At 71.7% G+C, this 16,291-nt stretch carries 16 protein-coding genes; 10 read left to right on the top strand and 6 right to left on the bottom strand.

Annotation, left to right across the window (positions count from 1 at the left end; genetic code table 11):
• Window positions 1–10: 10 nt before the first annotated feature.
• The 3 genes from AC5JJ1_RS24800 to AC5JJ1_RS24790 are packed head-to-tail and all read right to left on the bottom strand — an operon-like array spanning window position 11 to window position 3,705.
• On the bottom strand, window positions 11–2,236 hold the full coding sequence (locus AC5JJ1_RS24800; protein WP_495787796.1) for a xanthine dehydrogenase family protein molybdopterin-binding subunit: 2,226 nt from the start codon (window positions 2,234–2,236) through the stop codon (window positions 11–13).
• A complete protein-coding gene (locus AC5JJ1_RS24795; protein ID WP_495787795.1) occupies window positions 2,233–3,219 on the bottom strand; it encodes an FAD binding domain-containing protein in 987 nt (328 codons plus the stop codon). The genes AC5JJ1_RS24800 and AC5JJ1_RS24795 overlap by 4 nt, the downstream gene beginning before the upstream one ends.
• 3 nt (window positions 3,220–3,222) lie before the next feature.
• On the bottom strand, window positions 3,223–3,705 hold the full coding sequence (locus AC5JJ1_RS24790) for a (2Fe-2S)-binding protein (RefSeq protein ID WP_495787794.1): 483 nt from the start codon (window positions 3,703–3,705) through the stop codon (window positions 3,223–3,225).
• A 623-nt stretch (window positions 3,706–4,328) separates the two neighbouring features.
• Here AC5JJ1_RS24790 and AC5JJ1_RS24785 point away from each other — a divergent pair.
• The gene (locus AC5JJ1_RS24785; RefSeq protein ID WP_495787793.1) at window positions 4,329–5,192 is read left to right on the top strand and encodes a family 16 glycosylhydrolase; all 864 of its coding nucleotides are present in this window, start codon (window positions 4,329–4,331) and stop codon (window positions 5,190–5,192) included.
• 131 nt (window positions 5,193–5,323) lie between these two features.
• On the opposite strand, the gene AC5JJ1_RS24780 is transcribed toward AC5JJ1_RS24785, so the two are convergent.
• The 3 genes from AC5JJ1_RS24780 to AC5JJ1_RS24770 all read right to left on the bottom strand — a co-directional run bounded on the left by AC5JJ1_RS24780 (window position 5,324) and on the right by AC5JJ1_RS24770 (window position 9,070).
• Window positions 5,324–6,604 carry a dicarboxylate/amino acid:cation symporter gene (locus AC5JJ1_RS24780; protein ID WP_495787792.1) on the bottom strand — a complete coding sequence of 427 codons (1,281 nt, stop codon included), beginning with the start codon at window positions 6,602–6,604 and terminating at the stop codon, window positions 5,324–5,326.
• A gap of 104 nt (window positions 6,605–6,708) precedes the next feature.
• Window positions 6,709–7,536, bottom strand: a complete 828-nt coding sequence (locus tag AC5JJ1_RS24775) for an SDR family NAD(P)-dependent oxidoreductase (protein WP_495787791.1) — start codon at window positions 7,534–7,536, stop codon at window positions 6,709–6,711.
• Between the two features lie 28 nt (window positions 7,537–7,564).
• Entirely contained in the window at window positions 7,565–9,070 is a 1,506-nt protein-coding gene (locus AC5JJ1_RS24770; RefSeq protein ID WP_495787790.1) for an acetyl-CoA acetyltransferase, read from the bottom strand.
• 229 nt (window positions 9,071–9,299) lie between these two features.
• Here AC5JJ1_RS24770 and AC5JJ1_RS24765 point away from each other — a divergent pair, with 229 nt between their 5' ends.
• From AC5JJ1_RS24765 to AC5JJ1_RS24725, 9 genes are all read left to right on the top strand, one after another.
• Window positions 9,300–10,364 (top strand): ketopantoate reductase family protein, encoded by a 1,065-nt coding sequence (locus AC5JJ1_RS24765; protein WP_495787789.1) that lies wholly within the window; start codon window positions 9,300–9,302, stop codon window positions 10,362–10,364.
• An 11-nt stretch (window positions 10,365–10,375) separates the two neighbouring features.
• The gene (locus tag AC5JJ1_RS24760; RefSeq protein ID WP_495787788.1) at window positions 10,376–11,335 is read left to right on the top strand and encodes a tripartite tricarboxylate transporter substrate-binding protein; all 960 of its coding nucleotides are present in this window, start codon (window positions 10,376–10,378) and stop codon (window positions 11,333–11,335) included.
• Between the two features lie 50 nt (window positions 11,336–11,385).
• Window positions 11,386–12,213 carry a HesA/MoeB/ThiF family protein gene (locus AC5JJ1_RS24755; RefSeq protein WP_495787787.1) on the top strand — a complete coding sequence of 276 codons (828 nt, stop codon included), beginning with the start codon at window positions 11,386–11,388 and terminating at the stop codon, window positions 12,211–12,213.
• Window positions 12,214–12,588, top strand: a complete 375-nt coding sequence (locus AC5JJ1_RS24750; protein WP_495787786.1) for a DsrE family protein — start codon at window positions 12,214–12,216, stop codon at window positions 12,586–12,588. It abuts the gene before it with no gap.
• A gap of 40 nt (window positions 12,589–12,628) precedes the next feature.
• On the top strand, window positions 12,629–13,555 hold the full coding sequence (locus AC5JJ1_RS24745) for an SH3 domain-containing protein (RefSeq protein WP_495787785.1): 927 nt from the start codon (window positions 12,629–12,631) through the stop codon (window positions 13,553–13,555).
• Window positions 13,556–13,586: 31 nt separating this feature from the next.
• The gene (locus AC5JJ1_RS24740) at window positions 13,587–13,877 is read left to right on the top strand and encodes a nitrile hydratase (protein ID WP_495787784.1); all 291 of its coding nucleotides are present in this window, start codon (window positions 13,587–13,589) and stop codon (window positions 13,875–13,877) included.
• Window positions 13,874–14,182, top strand: a complete 309-nt coding sequence (locus AC5JJ1_RS24735; protein ID WP_495787783.1) for an SH3-like domain-containing protein — start codon at window positions 13,874–13,876, stop codon at window positions 14,180–14,182. The genes AC5JJ1_RS24740 and AC5JJ1_RS24735 overlap by 4 nt, the downstream gene beginning before the upstream one ends.
• A complete protein-coding gene (locus tag AC5JJ1_RS24730) occupies window positions 14,179–14,781 on the top strand; it encodes a nitrile hydratase subunit alpha (protein ID WP_495787782.1) in 603 nt (200 codons plus the stop codon). Before AC5JJ1_RS24735 ends, AC5JJ1_RS24730 begins: the two co-directional genes overlap by 4 nt.
• Window positions 14,782–14,908: 127 nt before the next feature.
• On the top strand, window positions 14,909–16,240 hold the full coding sequence (locus tag AC5JJ1_RS24725; RefSeq protein WP_495787781.1) for an MFS transporter: 1,332 nt from the start codon (window positions 14,909–14,911) through the stop codon (window positions 16,238–16,240).
• Window positions 16,241–16,291 lie beyond the last annotated feature (51 nt).

Here is a 16,291-nt window from a genome sequence, read left to right as displayed (position 1 = left end):
CGATTACGCTCTATCCCAGCAGACGCTCCGGCGTGATCGGCAGCTCGCGGATCCGCCGCCCGGTCGCATGCCAGACGGCGTTGGCGATGGCCGGCGCCACGCCGCAGATCGCCACCTCCGCCAGCCCCTTCACCCCGAGCGGATTGAAGTTGCGGTCGTCATTGGGGACGAAGATCGCCTCGAGCGAGGGCACATCGGCATTCACCGGCACCAGGTATTCGGCGAGGTTGGCATTCATCACCTTGCCGAAGCGGACATCCCATTCCGCCCGCTCCTCCAGCGCCATGCCGAGCCCACCGACCATGCCGCCGATGCACTGGCTGCGCGCCGTCTTCGGGTTGATGACGCGGCCGACGTCATAGGCGCCGACCATGCGCGGCACCCGCACCGTGCCGAGCAGCTCGTCGACCCGCACCTCGACGAAGACGGCGCCGAAGGCGGCGGAGGAGTATTTCTGCGTCTCCTCCCCGGGCTGGGCCTGCGCCTCGGCCTCGATCCAGCCGAGATTGTGCTGCCGCAGCAGCTCCGCATAGGGCACGACCGGCCCGGTGCCGTCGGCCCGCGCGAGCCCGCCCTCGCGCGCCACCACCGCATCCGCCGCGAGCCCGGCGAAGGGCCCCTGCTGCGCCGCCCGCGCCAAGCCGGCCAGCTTGGTCTGCACTGCCTGGCAGGCCGCGACGACCGCATTGCCGAGGCTCGCCATGGTGATGGAGCCGCCATGCACCGGCGCATAGGGCAGGTTGGTGTCGCCCAGCTCGAAGCGCACCTGCTCGACCGTGAGGCCGAGCGTCTCCGCCGCCACCTGCGTCATCGAGGTATAGGTGCCCGGCCCCATGTCGGAGGAGGCGCTGCGCACCAGAGCCGTCCCGTTCCCCGTCAGCGCGACGGAGGCCGAGCCGCCGCTGCGGTCGGAATGGTAGATCGCGGTCGCCATGCCATAGCCGACGAGCAGGCCGCCCTCCTGCATCGAGCGCGGCGCCGGGCTGCGCCGTGACCAGCCGAAGCGCTCGGCGGCCGTCTCGTAGCAGGCGCGCAACTCCTTGCTCGACCAGGGCAGGCCCTTCTGCTGGTCGCTGTCGGCATAGTTGCGGAGGCGCAGCTCCAGCGGATCGATCCCGAGCTCCGCCGCCAGTTCGTCCATCGCCATCTCGAGGCCGAGCACGCCGGTGACGACGCCCGGCGCCCGCATCGGGCAGGGCGAGTTGGTGTCCATCTCCACCAGCCGGTAGCGGGCGCGGAGGTTGTCGCATTGATAGAGGTGGCTGGTCGGCGAGAGCGCCGTCTCGGCATATTCCTCGTAGCGACCGACCTGCTGCACCACCTCATGCTCGAGGGCGAGCAGCTTGCCCTCCTTGCTGGCGCCGAGTGTCAGGTGCTGTTCCGAATGCGGCCGGAAGCCGATCGCCATGTAGAGCTGCCGCCGCGTCAGCTCCAGCCGCACCGGCCGGCCGACGCGCTTCGCGGCCATGGCCGCCAGCGTCACATGCGGCCAGGTGCGGAGCGCCGAGCCGAAAGCGCCGCCGACGAAGGGGGAGACGACGCGGATGCGCTGCTCCGGCATGCCGAAGACATGCGCGATCTCCTTGCGGTCGTTGTCCACCCATTGCGTCTTGTCGTAGAGGGTGAGGTTCTCCCCCTCCCATTGGGCGATGGTCACATGCGGCTCGATCGCGTTGTGATGCTCGCGCGGATGGACGTAGCGCGCCTCAACGCGCACCGGGGCGCCTGCCATCGCGCCCTCGACATCGCCGCGGCCGAGCTCCGGCACGCGCCCGGCCTTGGCATTCTCCTCGCTCGGCTGCCGCCCCTGCGCGGCATCGAAGATGGTCACCGCCGGGCTCCGCGCATACTCGACGCACACGAGTTCCGCCGCATGCACCGCCTGCTCCAGCGTCTCGGCGATGACGACGGCGACCGGCTCGCCGTTGAAGCGCACCTGGTCGTCCTGCAGCACGTGCAGCTGCTCGCCCGACTGCGCATCCACCTGCGGCCGCTGGGCGATCTGCTTATAGGGCAGCCGCGGCGCATCCTCATGGGTCATGACGGCGAGCACGCCCGGCGCCGCCTCCGCCGCCGCGCGATCGATGCTGCGCACATGGCCGCGCGGGATGGTCGCCAGCACCATCGCCGCATGGGCGAGGCCGGGCAGGTCGAACTCCGCCGCATAGGTCGCATGGCCGGTGACCTTGGCCGGGCCGTCCACCCGGTTGACCGGCTGGCCGATGATCGCGTTCATGCCAGGCCTCCGAGCTCGAGGATCGCGCGTTCGACGGTATGCTGCAGCAGCGGCGCCTTGTAGGCATTACCCGGCCGCGTCGCCGCCCCTTCCGTGGCCCAGACCGCCGCCAGCCGCACCCGGTCCCGATCGAGCCGCTCGCCGAGCAGCTCCTGCTCCACGCGCAGCAGCCGCCAGGGCTTGGTGGCCACGCCGCCCGCCGCGACCCGCGCCTCGGCGACGCGCCCATCCTCGTCCAGCCGCAGCGCAACGGCGGCCGAGCAGAGTGCCCAGGCGAAGCTCGCCCGGTCCCGCACCTTCACGTAGTGCGAACGCCAGCGCATCGCATGCGCCGGGATGCGCATGGCCAGGATGACATCGCCCGGCCGCATCACCGTCTCGATCTCCGGCGTGTCGCCCGGCAGGCGGTGGAAGCCCTCCACAGGCACCCAGCGCTCCGCCCCGCCGGCGCCTTGGATCAGCACCTCCGCATCGAGGGCGATCAAGGCGACGGGAAGGTCGGAAGGCTGCACCGCGATGCAATGCTCGCTGCCGCCGAGGATGGCGTTGTGCCGGTTCTCGCCCTCCAGCGCCGAGCAGCCGCTGCCCGGCTGGCGCTTGTTGCAGGGCGTCGAGACGTCGCGGAAGTAGAGGCAGCGCGTCCGCTGCAGCAGGTTGCCGCCGAGGGTTGCCATGTGCCGCACCATGGGCGAGGCCGTGGCCGCCAGCGCCTCGGCCGCCACGGCGCAACGCTCGCGCAGCAGTGGATGGTCCGCCGCCTCCTGCAGCCTGGTCAGGGCGCCGAGCCGCAGCGCGCCATCCCGCTCCTCGCTGATGCCGGCAAGGCCGAGGCCGTTGAGATCGGCGATTTCCCGCGGCTGCAGCACATTCTCCTGCAGAAGCTGCAGCATATCCGTCCCGCCCGCGATGAAATGCGCGCCGGCGAGCGCCCGGGCAGCAGCGCCGGCGGCATCGATGACGGGGACATAGGCGAAGGGCTGCATGGCTCAGGCCTCCCGCGCCGCTGCGTCGCGCACGGCGGCGACGATATTCGTGTAGGCGCCACAGCGGCAGAGATTGCCGCTCATCTGCTCGCGGATCTCGTCGTCGGAGCCGACGCGCCCCTCGCCGATCGCGCCCACCGCCGACATGATTTGCCCCGGCGTGCAGTAGCCGCACTGGAAGGCGTCGTGCTCGACGAAGGCGGCTTGCACCGGATGCAGCTCCTCGCCCTGCGCCAGCCCCTCGATCGTCGTGACCTGCCGCCCCTGCGCCATCACCGCCAGCATCAGGCAGGCCACGACGCGCTTGCCGTCCAGCAGCACCGTGCAGGCGCCGCACTGCCCGAGCGCGCAGCCCTTCTTGGTGCCGGTGAGGTGCAACCGGTCGCGCAGCGCGTCAAGCAAGGTCGTGCGCGCATCCACCTCCGCCTGGTGTTCGACGCCATTCACATGAAGGCTCAGGGCGAGGGTCTGCAGGGGTTCGGGCATGGCGACGCTCCAGGACAACCCTGGCGACAGGGTCCGGTTGGTGCCTCGACAACGCCATGATGCGGGATCGCGTTCGTTGCCGGCACCATGCCGCCGCTGCATCACCTCATGTTACGTCACGTATCGTTTCGCATCAGCGCTGGAGCCGAAAAACAACACTTGATCGTATACAATTACTTACGTAGGCAAGCCTCGCTCACGCCCTACTGACAAGCGGGAGCACCTTTGGGTTTCAACCACGAGGGAAGAGTTACTTGGCTGACTGCGCGTCTCACGCCAGCGGCGAGGGGTATTCCGGCTGCAGAGCAGTTCGCACTGCAGCCGCCATCCTTGGTCCGCACCGCGGCAATATTGGTCGCCGGGGCATGAGCGCGGCCTGATGTTGGATCGTATCTTAATCGACCTCATTCGTTCGGGGTCCGGCCGCTCGTCGAGCCGGGTTCCGGGTGAAGGCCGGGGCAACAAGCCCGGCCGTTGACACGGGCGCCGCGAGGCGCCCGGGGGCTGCTGCAGCCCAGACGCCGTACCGACCCTATGCCGCGCATCCTGCGCGTCGAGGTGCGTCGTGCGGCATCGGCAATGGACATTGGGGACCACTCTCTATGGCTAACAATCCGCTCAGCGTGAGCTTCGACAGCGGCTTCGGCTCGCTCGGCAATGCCTGGAACGTCTCATCCCCCAGCAATGGGGAGGTGAAACTCACCGGCTCCGCGGGCCTGATGCAATGGGCCAGCGGCAAGGAAGCCGGTCATGGCTACGGCACCTACACGGTCACGGCCAAGATCACCGGCAACGAGCCCGGCCCCGCCATCCTGCTGTGGCCCGGCAACGACCAGTGGCCCGGCCAGGAAATCGACCTCGTCGAGAACGCCCATGACGGCTCCGGCCGCCAATACGGCACCGTCCACTGGAACGACAACGGCCGGGACGCCTTCAAGACCGAGATGTTCGAGGGGGTGAAGGGCGGCGTGTTCCACGATTACCAGCTGATCTGGGAACCGGGGAAGATGACCTTCAAGGTCGACGGCAAGGATATGGGTAGCATCACCTCCCATGTCCCGAAGGACTTCGACCATGGCGGGATGAACAACACGATCGGCATCCTGAACAACAACCCGGACACCTCGATCACCGTCTCGCATATCGACTTCAAGCCGCTCGGCAGCAGCGCTGCGGCCCCCGCACCCGCCCCGACGCCGGAGCCGGCCCCGGCGCCCGAGCCTGCCACCGGCAGCGGCGGCAGCAGCAGCGGTGGCTCGACCTCCGGCGGCTCCGCGTCCGGCGGCGCGGTCGACTGGAACGCGATCGCGGCGCAGATGACGGCGCATTTTAACGCTACCGGCAAGTGGGAGTTGCCCTCCGGCGACACCTCGCACAGCCCGGCTCCGGCTCCGGCCGCCCCCGCGCCTGACCAGCCGGTCGACTGGCACGCGCTGGCCGCCCAGGTCACGGCGAATTACGAAGCCACGGGCCAGTGGTTCATCTGAAGAACCCGATCGGGACGGCGCCGGCTGGCGGCACCGTACCGATGCCGGCACCCTAGGGTGCCGCGCTTTTTCAGGGCAGCCTTTGAGACCAGATCACGGGCGGAAGCGGCATCGCTTCCGCCCGATTTGCGTCAGGCCCGCTGCGACTGCGGCTCGGGCGCGAAGTCACCCTCCGTCTCCGGCACGGCCGGCTGCTCGCCCTCCCACTTGCCGACGACGGCGGTCGCCAGCGAGTTGCCGATGACGTTGGTCGCCGAGCGGCCCATGTCGAGGAACTGATCGATGCCGATGATCAGCAGCAGCCCCGCCTCCGGGATGTTGAAGGTCGCAAGCGTCGCCGCGATGACGACGAGCGAGGCCCGCGGCACGCCCGCCATGCCCTTGCTGGTCAGCATCAGCAGCAGCAGCATCGTCGCCTGCTGGCCCGCCGAAAGCTCGATGTTGTAGGCCTGCGCGATGAAGATTGTCGCAAAGGTGCAGTACATCATCGAGCCGTCGAGGTTGAAGGAGTAGCCCATCGGCAGCACGAAGCTGACGATCCGCCGGCTGACCGGGAAGCGGACGAGCTGCTCCATCATCTTCGGGTAAGCCGCCTCGCTGCTCGCCGTGCTGAAGGCGAGCAGGAAAGGCTCCCGCACCAGGCTGATCAGCTCGAAGACGCGCCGGCCGAAGAAGACGAAGCCGACGGCCGCCAGCACGCACCAGAGGATCCCCAGGCCGAGATAGAATTCGGCCACGAACTTCCCGTAGGTGACGAGGATGCCGAGGCCCTGCGTCGTGATGATCGCCGCCATGGAAGCGAAGACCGCGAGCGGCGCCAGCCCCATGATGTAGCCGGTAATCTTCAGGATCACATGCGACAGCTCCTCGGTCCAGGCGACGATCGTCTTCGCCCGCTCGCCGAGCGCCGCGCAGGCCACCCCGAAGAAGAGCGAGAAGACAACGATCTGCAGGATCTCGTTCTGCGCCATCGCCTCGAAGACCGAGCGCGGCACCAGATGCGCCACGAAATCCTTGAGCGACAGCGAGGAGGTGGCGACGCCCGATGAGGCCGCGGCATCCGGCAGCGGCAGGTTGAGGCTGGCCCCCGGCTGCAGCAGGTTCACCAGCACCAGCCCGAGCAGCAGCGATACCACCGAGGCACTGACGAACCAGAGCATCGCCTTGGCCCCGATCCGCCCGACCGCCTTGGTGTCACCCATATGCGCGACGCCGACGACGAGCGTCGAGAAGACCAGCGGCGCGATGATCATCTTGATCAGCCGCAGGAAGATGTCGGTGACGAGGGAGATGTAGCCGGAGATCGACTTGGCCGTCTCCGGATTGGGCCAGGTCTCGTGGCAGATATGCCCAACGCCGATGCCCAGCACCATGGCGATGAGGATGTAGGTCGTCAGCCGGTTGGCGCGCATGCCGGAAGGATCCTGCCCTAGGGTTGGCACCCTTCCGCAATGCCCCAGGACGCCAAGGGTTGCAGCCCGGCCGGGACCGCAACCCTCGCTGCCGCGGCCTGTGCCTAGGGGCGCCCGCCCGTCACCTCGAGGATCTGGCCGCTGATATAGTCCGATTCCGGAATGCAGAGCAGGTAGACCGAGCCCGCCGCCTCCTCCGGCCGGCCGCCGCGGCCGAGCGGGATCATCGTCTCGGCATTCTTCAGCACCTCTGGCCGGACGCCGACGGCGATCTCGCGCCCGGCGATGTCGATGGTCGCCCCGCCATGCGCCGGCGCCTCGGTGAGCCGCGTCATGATGAGGCCGAAGGCGACGGCGTTCACGTTGACCTTGTACCGGCCCCATTCCTTCGCCATCGCCTTGGTCAGGCCCATGATGCCGGCCTTGGCGGTGGAATAGTTCGCCTGCCCCGCATTGCCGTAAACGCCGGAGGTGGAACTGACATTCACCACCTTGCGGAACACCTCCCGCCCCTCGGAGGCCTCCTGCCGCGCTGCCTCGCGGATGAAGCGGGAGGCGGCGCGCATGATGCGGAAGGGCGCCGTCAGATGGACGTTGAGGATCGCCATCCACTGCTCGTCCGACATCTTCTGGATGACGTTGTCCCAGGTATAGCCAGCGTTGTTGACGATGATGTCGAGCCCGCCGAAGCCGTCGATGCCGGCCTGGACGAATCGCTCGGCGAAGCCCTCGGCCGTCACGTCGCCGTTGCAGGCGATGGCGGTGCCGCCCGCCGCGGTGATCTCGGCGACGGTCTCGGCGCCCGGCCCGTCATCCAGGTCGTTGACGACGACGCGGGCGCCCTCGCCGGCGAGCTTCAGCGCGATCTGCCGGCCGATGCCGCGGCCGGAGCCGGTGACCAGTGCGACCTTGCCTTCGAGCTTGCGGGACATGCCTTTTCCTCCTCCTGTTTGTTGGACTTTACCCGAATCGCCACTCGGCGACGCCATCCGCGGCGAGGACGGCGCAGCCGCGCGTGCCGATCGGCGTCCGCTCCCGCCGCAGCAGCAGCGCGATGGCCTCGCCATCGCCGGCGGGCACCCGCGCCAGCCCGCGCCGCCCATCCTCGTGGCGGAGGATGACGACGCCCTGTTCCGGCGCACCCTCGCGGTCGTGCAGCACGGTGAAGGTCTCGATGCGCGCCGGCCCCGCCGCCGCTTCGGCGAAGTCGGGCACCGGCCCGCGCCGCGCATCCGCCTCCGCCTGCACGCTGTACGCCTCGGCCAGGCGCGCGGGCGGCGGCCGCCGTGCCAGCACCATCGCATGATGCTTGGTGACGAACTCGCCCTGACCGTAGAGCAGCGCCGGCCGGTCCTCGCCCTGCCGCAACGCCCGCAGCATCGCCGCCGCCGCATGGGTCATGTAGTTGTTGAGCGGCGCCCCGAAGAAGGTGAGGCCGCCCGTCGTCGTCGGCACCGTCCCCGCCGGCAGGCCGAGCCGCCGCGCCGCCATCTTCGGCACGCAGGGGAAGCAGGAGTAGAGCTCGCTGGTGCCGAACCCTTCGCCTGCGATGCGCACGCAGGCATCGAGCACCGCATTCTGCGCCTGCGCCTCGTGGTAGTGGTCGCGCCGGAGGTAGTCGCGCGGCTCCACCGCCGCCGCGCCGCCCCACGGAAAAACCATCCGCTCCTCCGCCACGCCGGCTGCCCGGGCCCGCGCCAGGCTGGTCAGCAGCAGCGCGGCGCCCTGGTTCACCATCGGGTTGGCGACCTGGAGCTTGGTATAGGGATAGGCGATCGGCCGGTTCGCCGCGCCCGCCGTGGCGATCTCCGCCGCGCTGTACTCCCGCCGCAGCCAGGCGGCCGGGTTGCGCGCCGCGACGCCAGAGAAGGCGGACCACAGCGCCGCCGACGCCGCCTGCCCCTCGGCCGGGCTCTGGCCGAGATGGGCCTGCACGGCATTCTCGTAGAAGGGATAGACCGAGACGGGATCGGCGACGCCGAGCCGCACCGCCATCGGGTGCAGGTAGTCCCGACCCCGCACCCGCCGCCAGTTCGGATCGGGCTCCGTCCAGGGCAGTTCCACCCCGGCCTTCCGCGCCTGCGCCACGGCATGCGTCGCCTCGGCACCCACGACGGCCGCGACCTCGCTCTCGCCGCGGGCGATGCGCAGCGCCGCCTCATGCAGGAAGCGCACCGGGCTCTCGCCCCCGACAGGTCCGTAGACCATCCGCCGCGGCGCACCGCCGAGCCGCGCCGCCAGCGCCCCCGGCAGGTCGCCATAGGGCCAGGAGACGCTGTTGACGATGTCGAGGCCGTCGAGCGCCGCCAGCAGCCCCGGCGCCCCGGCATCCTCGCCGGCGCGACGCAACGCCTCCGCCATGAGCGCCACCGGCTCCAGCGCCAGGCGCGGCTCGGCGGGGCGGTCGACCACCTCCCCGGCGCCGACCAGCACGGGGATGCGTGCCGCCTCCTGCCCTGCCGCCATGGACCTCTCCCCGCATGGACTGGTCGGTTCCGGCCAGCTGGAACCGACCGCTTCGGCCACGAGCCCGAGCGGGGTCCCTGGGCCAGGGAAGCCGAAGCCCGCTCGCCCACAAGGGAAGCGCAGCGCCGCCACTTTGCCAACCCGCGCCTTGCGCGCCTGCCTCCGGCGCCGCTGGACGGCGCCTCGCCGCGCGCCCCATACTCGCCGCCGAAGGGCAGGAAACACCGGAATGGGCAACCGCATCGCCATCATCGGCGCCGGGGCGGTCGGCGGCTATGCCGGGGCGCATATGGCCCAGGCCGGCGAGGACGTGACCTTCGTCGACATGTGGCCGGAGAATGTGGAGGCGATGCGGGCGCGCGGCCTCCGCATCTCCCACCTGCGCGACGTACCGGAATTCACCGTCCCCGTCCGCGCCATGCACCTGACCGAGTTGCAGGGGGTGTCGAAGGAACGGCCCTTCGACATCGCCTTCATCTGCGTGAAGTCCTACGACACCGCCTGGGCCGCGCTGATGGTGAAGCAGTACCTGGCGCCGGGTGGCTTCTGCGTCTCGCTGCAGAACGGCATGAACGAGGAGACGATCGCCGGCATCCTCGGCTGGGGCCGCACGCTCGGCGCCATCGCCTCCTCCATCACGGTCGATCTCTGCGAGCCCGGCCATGTCCGCCGCGCCGCCGGCAAGTCGGGCGCCTCGCACACCGTCTTCCGCGTCGGCGAGGTGCATGGGCGGCTGACCGGGCGCGTGCAGGAGGTCGCCCGCCTCACGGCGCTGGCCGACAGCACCCAAGTGACAAGCAACCTCTGGGGCGAGCGCTGGTCGAAGCTCGTCACCAATGCGATGGCGAACGGCCTCTCGGCCTGCACCGGCCTCGTCAGCCGCGACATCCTGCTGGACGACGCGCTGCGCGCCTTCACCGCCCGCCTCGGCGCCGAGGCGATCCGCACCGGCCAGGCCCTCGGCTACAGCCTCGAAGAGGTTCATCACCTCGACCCGGAGCTGATCGCCCGCGCCGGCGAGGGCGACCCCGAGGCCCGCCGCGCCTATGACGAGCACCGCCTGGCCGAGGCCCGCAAGCCGGGCGGCGGCGCTCACCGCCCCTCCATGGGCCAGGACATGGTGAAGGGCCGCCGCACCGAGATCGAGTTCCTCAATGGCTTCATCGTCGACCGCGCGCAGGGTATCGGCCTGGCCACCCCCGCCAACGCTGCCCTGACCGACATCGTCCGGCGCGTCGAGCGCGGCGAGCTGGCGCCCGGTCCGACGCATATCCTCGATCTGCGGCTGAACTGAGGGACGGTGCCATGACCATCCTCCGCCTGCTCATCCTCGCGCTGCTGCTGGCTAGTCCGGCGGGGGCGCAGCCCTTCCCGAGCCGCCCCGTCACAATCATCGCCGCCGGCGCAGCGGGCGGGCCGACCGACACCATCACCCGCATCCTCGCCGATGCGCTGGGCCGCGCCCTGCCGCAGCCGGTGGTGGTGGAGGCGGTCGGCGGCTCCCTGGTCGGCCCGCAGCGGGCGGCCCAGGCGCGGCCGGACGGCTATACGCTGCTGGTCAACAACATCGGCTTCGCCGCCAGCGCGACGCTCTACCGCAAGCTGCCCTACGACGTGCAGGAGAGCTTCGCCCCGCTCGGCCTCGTCTCCGATGCGGCGATGACCTTCGTCGCCCGCCCCGGCTTCCCGGCCGCCGACCTCCGCGGCTACGTCGCCGCGCTCCGCGAGGGCGGGGACCGGCTGAACCTCGCCAATGCCGGCCTCGGCTCCGCCTCGCATCTCTGCGGCGTGTTGCTGCAGCAGGCGGCCGGCGCCCGGGCGACGACGGTCGCCTTCCGCGGCACCGGCCCCGCCATCGCCGAGCTGATGGCCGGCCGCCTCGACCTGCTCTGCGACCAGGCAACCAACACGGTGCCCTTCATCAAGGACAACCGCATCGCCTCCTACGCCGTCTCCAGCACCGCCCGCCTCGCCGAGCTGCCGGAGCTCCCGACCACGGCGGAGGCCGGCTTCGCCGGGCTCGTCATGACGACCTGGCACGCCATGTACGCCCCCGCCGGCACGCCGGAGGAGGTGCAGGCCACCCTCTCCGCCGCCTTGCGCTCGGCCCTGCGCGACGAGGCGCTGCGCCGCCGCTTCGCCGAGCTGGCGACCGAGCCGGCGACGGAGGAGCGCGCCACCATCGCCTTCCACCGCCGCTTCCTGGCCGAGGAGGTGGCCCGCTGGCGACCCGTCATCCAGGCCGCCGGGGCCTATGCCGACTGACCTCACCCCTGGCCTTGCCCGCCGGCGGGTGCCGCGCCCATATGCCGGGGATGGACCTCGACTTCACCGATGCCGAGCTGCATCGCTACTCCCGCCACATCCTGCTCCAGGATGTGGGCGCCATCGGCCAGGCGAAGCTGCGGGCGGCGCGGGTGCTGGTGGTGGGCGCCGGCGGGCTCGGCGCGCCGCTCGCCCTCTATCTGGCCGCGGCCGGCATCGGCACCATCGGCCTCGTCGACCATGATGCGCTGGAGCTGTCCAACCTCCAGCGCCAGGTGATCCACAGCACCGCGCGCCTCGGCCGCAACAAGGCGGAGAGCGCTGCCGAGACCTTGGCCGGCCTCAACCCGGAGGTGCGGGTCGAGACCCACCCGGTCCGCCTCGATGCCGGGAGCGCCGCGGCGCTGATCCCGCGCTACGACCTCGTCTGCGACGGCACCGATAATTTCGCTACGCGCTTCTTGCTCGGCGATGCCTGCCATCTGCTCGGCCGCCCGCTGGTCTCGGCGGCGGTGCTGCGCTTCGAGGGCCAGCTCTCGACCTTCAGGTCGCATCTCGGCGCGCCGCACCCCTGCCACCGCTGCCTCCACCCGGAGCCGCCGCCGGACGGCCTGGTTCCGAGCTGCTCCGAGGCCGGCGTCCTCGGCGCCGTCACCGGCGTCATGGGCACGCTGCAGGCGACGGAGGTGCTGAAGGAGACCCTTGGCATCGGCGAATCCATGTCCGGCCGCCTGCTGCTCTGGGACGCGCTCGACACGCGCTTCCGCACCATCCGCCTCCGCCGCGACCCGGGCTGCGCCCTCTGCGGCGAGGCGGCGACCATCCGCGACCTCGCGGCCCATGCCGCGCCCGCGCCCCTCGCCTGCACCGCCGCCTGAATGCCGAAGCCCCTCGGCATCCTGCTGATCTCCGGCGGCCATGAGCGCGCGCACTACGCCCTGGTGCTGGCCACCGGCGCCGCCGCGCTGGGGCGGGAGGTGACGCTCTTCGCCACCAATGCCGGCTGCCGCCTGCTGCTGGCCGAGGCGCCCCTGCTCGCCGACCCGCGCGAGGCGGCGGTCACCGCCCGCGGCGTCGCCGGCATCGCCCCGCTGCTCGAGGCGGCGGAGGAGCTCGGTCTCCGCCTCCTCGCCTGCGAGGCCGGCCTGCGCACCGAAGGGCTGGAGGCGGCCGCGCTCCGCCCCTCCGTCACCGTGGCCGGCATCGCCAGCTTCCTCGCCGCCATCGGCGATGGGCAGATGGCCACGCTGTAGCTTGACCTTTGCCCCCGCGGCTTGGCATCCCATCTCCGTGATGTATCTCCGCCCCACCCTCTTGCTGCCCTGCCTGGCCCTCGCCACCCATGCCGCTTGGGGGCAAAGCAGCCTCGGCCAGCAGGGCGCCCTGCCGCCGCCGCGCGCCGGCGCCACGGCCCCAGCCCCCGCCGCCCCGGCTCCGCAGCAGCCCGCGGCGGCAAGGCCCGCCCCGCCGAAGCCGCCCCAGGCCCCGGCCGCGCCCCAGGCCACCGCGCCCGCCCGCCCGGCCCAGGCTCCGCCGCAGACGGCTGCCCCCGGCCGCCCTTCCCAGGCCCCGTCTCGCCCGCCCGCCGCCCAGCAGGCCGCGCCGACGGTGCAGCCACGCCCCGGCACCACCGCGACGCGCCCGGGCACGCCATCGAACCAGGCCCAGCAACCCCGCCGCCGCAACGCCCCGGCCGCAGCCGCCGCCGGCGCCGCGGCAGGCGCGGCCGCCGTCGCCGTCGCGCCCCCCGCCCCGGCCGCCCCACCGCCCCCGCCCGCGCCGACGGTCGGCTCCGATACCGGCCGCCCGCTGCCGCGCTTCGCCGCCCTCGGCTCCAACCAGGTCAATCTCCGCGTCGGCCCCGACCTCCGCTTCCGCATCGACTGGACCTACCAGCGGAAGGACCTGCCGGTGCAGATCATCGAGGAGCATCAGGTCTGGCGCCGCATCCGCGACCCGGAAGGCACCGAGGGCTGGGTCCAGCGCCCGCTGCTCACCTCCCGCCGCACCTTCATGGTCCAGGGCGAGGAGCGGAACCTTCGCCGCCGCCCCGAGGACCAGGCCGAGGCCATTGCCCATCTCCGCCCCGGCGTCATCGGCAGCCTTCGCCGCTGCGAGGCTGGCAGCGCCTGGTGCGAGGCCCGGGTCGGCGACTACAGCGGCTGGATCAAGCGCAGCGAGATCTGGGGCGTGATGCCGGACGAGGTCATCGGCGATTGAGAATTCCGGGCCGCCGCCCTAGCCTTCCCGCATGAGCGACGCCCCTACCCCCGCGACCCATGACATCGGCGGCGCCAGCCGCTTCCGCTGCTCGGCGGTCGAGCGCGACGAGGCGCCGCCGGACGAGTTCGGCAAGCGGGTGGACGCCATCCGCCAGATCCTCGCCCAGAAGGGGCTGATGACGGTGGACGAGCTCCGGCGCGGCATCGAGAGCATCCCCGAGGCCGAGTATTTCGCTCTGACTTATTACGAGCGCTGGCTGACCTCGATCACCAAGCTCATGGTCGAGAAGGGTGTCGTTCCGGCGGAGGAGCTGCGGTGAGCGCCGCCTTCGCTCCCGGCACGCGCATCCGGGTGAAGGATGACTGGCCGGAGCGCCGCGGCCCCTGCCATATCCGCACGCCGCACTACCTGCGCGGCCGCGAGGGCGTGATCCAGGCCGTGCTCGGCGAATTCCCCAACCCGGAGGATCTCGCCTTCGCCCGCCCGGCCCCGCGGCGCCCGCTCTACCACGTCCTCTTCGACCAGCCGCCGATCTGGGCCGAGGGCGAGGCCGGCGACAGCCTCCTCGTCGAGATCTTCGAGCATTGGCTCGAACCCGCCACTCCAGCGCAGGAGGCCGCATGAGCGCCCCCGCCCGCCCCGAATCCCTCGCCCTGCTCGACAAGTTCGTGGCGGCGCTGGCCGCCCGCGGCCTCGTCACCGAGCAGGAGATCGCCGAGCGCCAGGCCAGCACCGACCGCGCCAGCCCGGAGATCGGCGCCCGCATGGTCGCCCGCGCCTGGCTCGATGAGGACTACCGCCGCCTCCTGCTCCGCGACGGCGCCGCTGCGGCGGAGCGGATGGGCGTCTCCATGGCCGGTGCCCCGCCCCTCGGCGTGCTCGAGAACCGGCCGGGCCTGCACCACCTCGTCGTCTGCACCCTCTGCAGCTGCTACCCGCGCGCCGTGCTCGGCTACCCGCCGCACTGGTACAAGTCCTTCGAGTACCGCGCCCGCGCCGTGCGCGAGCCGCGTGCCGTGCTGGCCGAATGGGGCACCGCGCTGCCGCCGGGGACGCAGATCCGCGTCGTCGACAGCACCGCCGATTACCGCTGGATGGTGCTGCCGATGCGCCCCGCCGGTACCGAGGGCTGGAGCGAGGATCAGCTCACCGCCATCGTCACGCGCGACGCGCTGGTCGGGGTTGCGCTGCCGCAGCTTCCGGTCGCCGCCGCCGCCGAATAGCCTGCCCGGGGCGTGACCGCCGAAGGGACGCCTCACGCCACCAGATGGCAGCCTGGGGCATGACCGGCGATCGCGCCGTCGCCGGCCATGCTGCGGGCGGGGAACGGGCGGGGACTAGGGCAAGGGGATGACGCCGGAGGACGGATTGCCGCAGCCGCGGCGCAGCCTGGCGATCGGCGCCATCCTCCTCTCCATCCTGGTCACGGTGCTCGACACCTCCATGATCAACGTGGCCCTGCCGGCCATCGCCCGCGACCTCGGCGTCGCCCCGGCAAGCGTCATCTGGCTCAGCAACGGCTACCAGCTCGTCGTCGTGGCGACGCTGATCTCCTTCGCCTCCCTGGCCGAGATCCTCGGCTTCCGCCGCGTCTACATGGCCGGCTTCGTGCTCTATGTCGCGGCATCCCTCGCTTGCGCCCTCGCGCCCTCCTTCCCCGCCCTGGTCGCGGCGCGGGTGGTGCAGGGCATCGGCGCCTCGGCGGTGATGGCGCTGACCGCGGGCCTCATCCGCTACACCTATCCGGGGAACCAGCTCGGCCGTGCCATCGGCTTCAACACGCTGACCGTGGCGCTGGCCGGGGCGATCGGCCCGACCCTCGGCTCGGCGATCCTCGCCCTCGGCCCCTGGCCCTGGCTCTTCGCGGTGAACGTCCCGCTCGGCCTCGCCGCCATCCTGCTCGGCGGCCTCGCCCTGCCGGAGACGCCGCGCGCCCGTCGCCGGTTCGACGTCCTGGCCGCCGGGCTGGCGGCGCTCGCCTTCGGCCTGCTCTTCCTCGGCATCGACCTGGCCTTCGCCCTGCCCTGGGCCGGCGCCCCGCTGATGGCGGGCGGCGTCGCCGCCGGCATCGCCCTGATCCGCCGCGACCTCGGGCGCCCCGCGCCGCTGCTGCCGCTCGACTTGCTGCGGCTGCCGCCGGTCGCCGTCTCCGTCCTCGCCTCGGTCTGCGCCTTCGCCGCCTGGTCGCTGAGCTTCGTCTCCCTGCCCTTTCACTTCATCGCCAGCGGGCATGAGCAGGCGGCGACCGGCTTCATGATGACGCCCTGGCCGGTCGCGCTCGCCATCGCCGCGCCGCTCGCCGGCCGCCTCTCCGACCGGCTGCCGACCGCGCTTCTCTGCATGGCGGGCGGCGGCACCCTCGCTGTCGCCCTGGCGCTGCTGATCGCCCTTCCCGGCACCGCGCCGGTGGTGGTGCTCGGCCTGGCGGTCGGGCTGGGGGGCTTCGGCTTCGGCTTCTTCCAGACGCCCAACAACCGCACCATGCTCTCCGCTGCGCCCAAGGCCCGCAGCGGCGGGGCGGGCGGCATGCAGGCGACCGCGCGGCTGCTGGGCCAGACCATCGGCACGACGCTGACGGCCCTCGTCTTCCAGGCCGGCGGCGGGCCGAAGCTGGCGATGGGCGCCGGCGCCTGCTTCGCCTTTGCCGCCGCCGGCATCAGCCTGTTGCGGCGGAGGAGCTAGTGTTCTGACCGAGACAGAGGATTCCCTATTCGGTTGGGATGTGCGATCCGG

Source organism: Belnapia sp. (assembly GCF_059504005.1).
Note: the sequence above shows the minus strand (reverse complement) of the source record. Positions and strands in the feature narration are given on the sequence as shown.

Coding starts and splice junctions, on each gene's coding strand:
- AC5JJ1_RS24800 (WP_495787796.1), bottom strand. CDS start 2,236: ATGAACGCGATCATCGGCCAGCCGGTCAACCGGGTGGACGGCCCGGCC.
- AC5JJ1_RS24755 (WP_495787787.1), top strand. CDS start 11,386: ATGGACCTCGACTTCACCGATGCCGAGCTGCATCGCTACTCCCGCCAC.
- AC5JJ1_RS24745 (WP_495787785.1), top strand. CDS start 12,629: ATGTATCTCCGCCCCACCCTCTTGCTGCCCTGCCTGGCCCTCGCCACC.
- AC5JJ1_RS24725 (WP_495787781.1), top strand. CDS start 14,909: ATGACGCCGGAGGACGGATTGCCGCAGCCGCGGCGCAGCCTGGCGATC.
- AC5JJ1_RS24795 (WP_495787795.1), bottom strand. CDS start 3,219: ATGCAGCCCTTCGCCTATGTCCCCGTCATCGATGCCGCCGGCGCTGCT.
- AC5JJ1_RS24790 (WP_495787794.1), bottom strand. CDS start 3,705: ATGCCCGAACCCCTGCAGACCCTCGCCCTGAGCCTTCATGTGAATGGC.
- AC5JJ1_RS24740 (WP_495787784.1), top strand. CDS start 13,587: ATGAGCGACGCCCCTACCCCCGCGACCCATGACATCGGCGGCGCCAGC.
- AC5JJ1_RS24760 (WP_495787788.1), top strand. CDS start 10,376: ATGACCATCCTCCGCCTGCTCATCCTCGCGCTGCTGCTGGCTAGTCCG.
- AC5JJ1_RS24775 (WP_495787791.1), bottom strand. CDS start 7,536: ATGTCCCGCAAGCTCGAAGGCAAGGTCGCACTGGTCACCGGCTCCGGC.
- AC5JJ1_RS24770 (WP_495787790.1), bottom strand. CDS start 9,070: ATGGCGGCAGGGCAGGAGGCGGCACGCATCCCCGTGCTGGTCGGCGCC.
- AC5JJ1_RS24780 (WP_495787792.1), bottom strand. CDS start 6,604: ATGCGCGCCAACCGGCTGACGACCTACATCCTCATCGCCATGGTGCTG.
- AC5JJ1_RS24730 (WP_495787782.1), top strand. CDS start 14,179: ATGAGCGCCCCCGCCCGCCCCGAATCCCTCGCCCTGCTCGACAAGTTC.
- AC5JJ1_RS24750 (WP_495787786.1), top strand. CDS start 12,214: ATGCCGAAGCCCCTCGGCATCCTGCTGATCTCCGGCGGCCATGAGCGC.
- AC5JJ1_RS24765 (WP_495787789.1), top strand. CDS start 9,300: ATGGGCAACCGCATCGCCATCATCGGCGCCGGGGCGGTCGGCGGCTAT.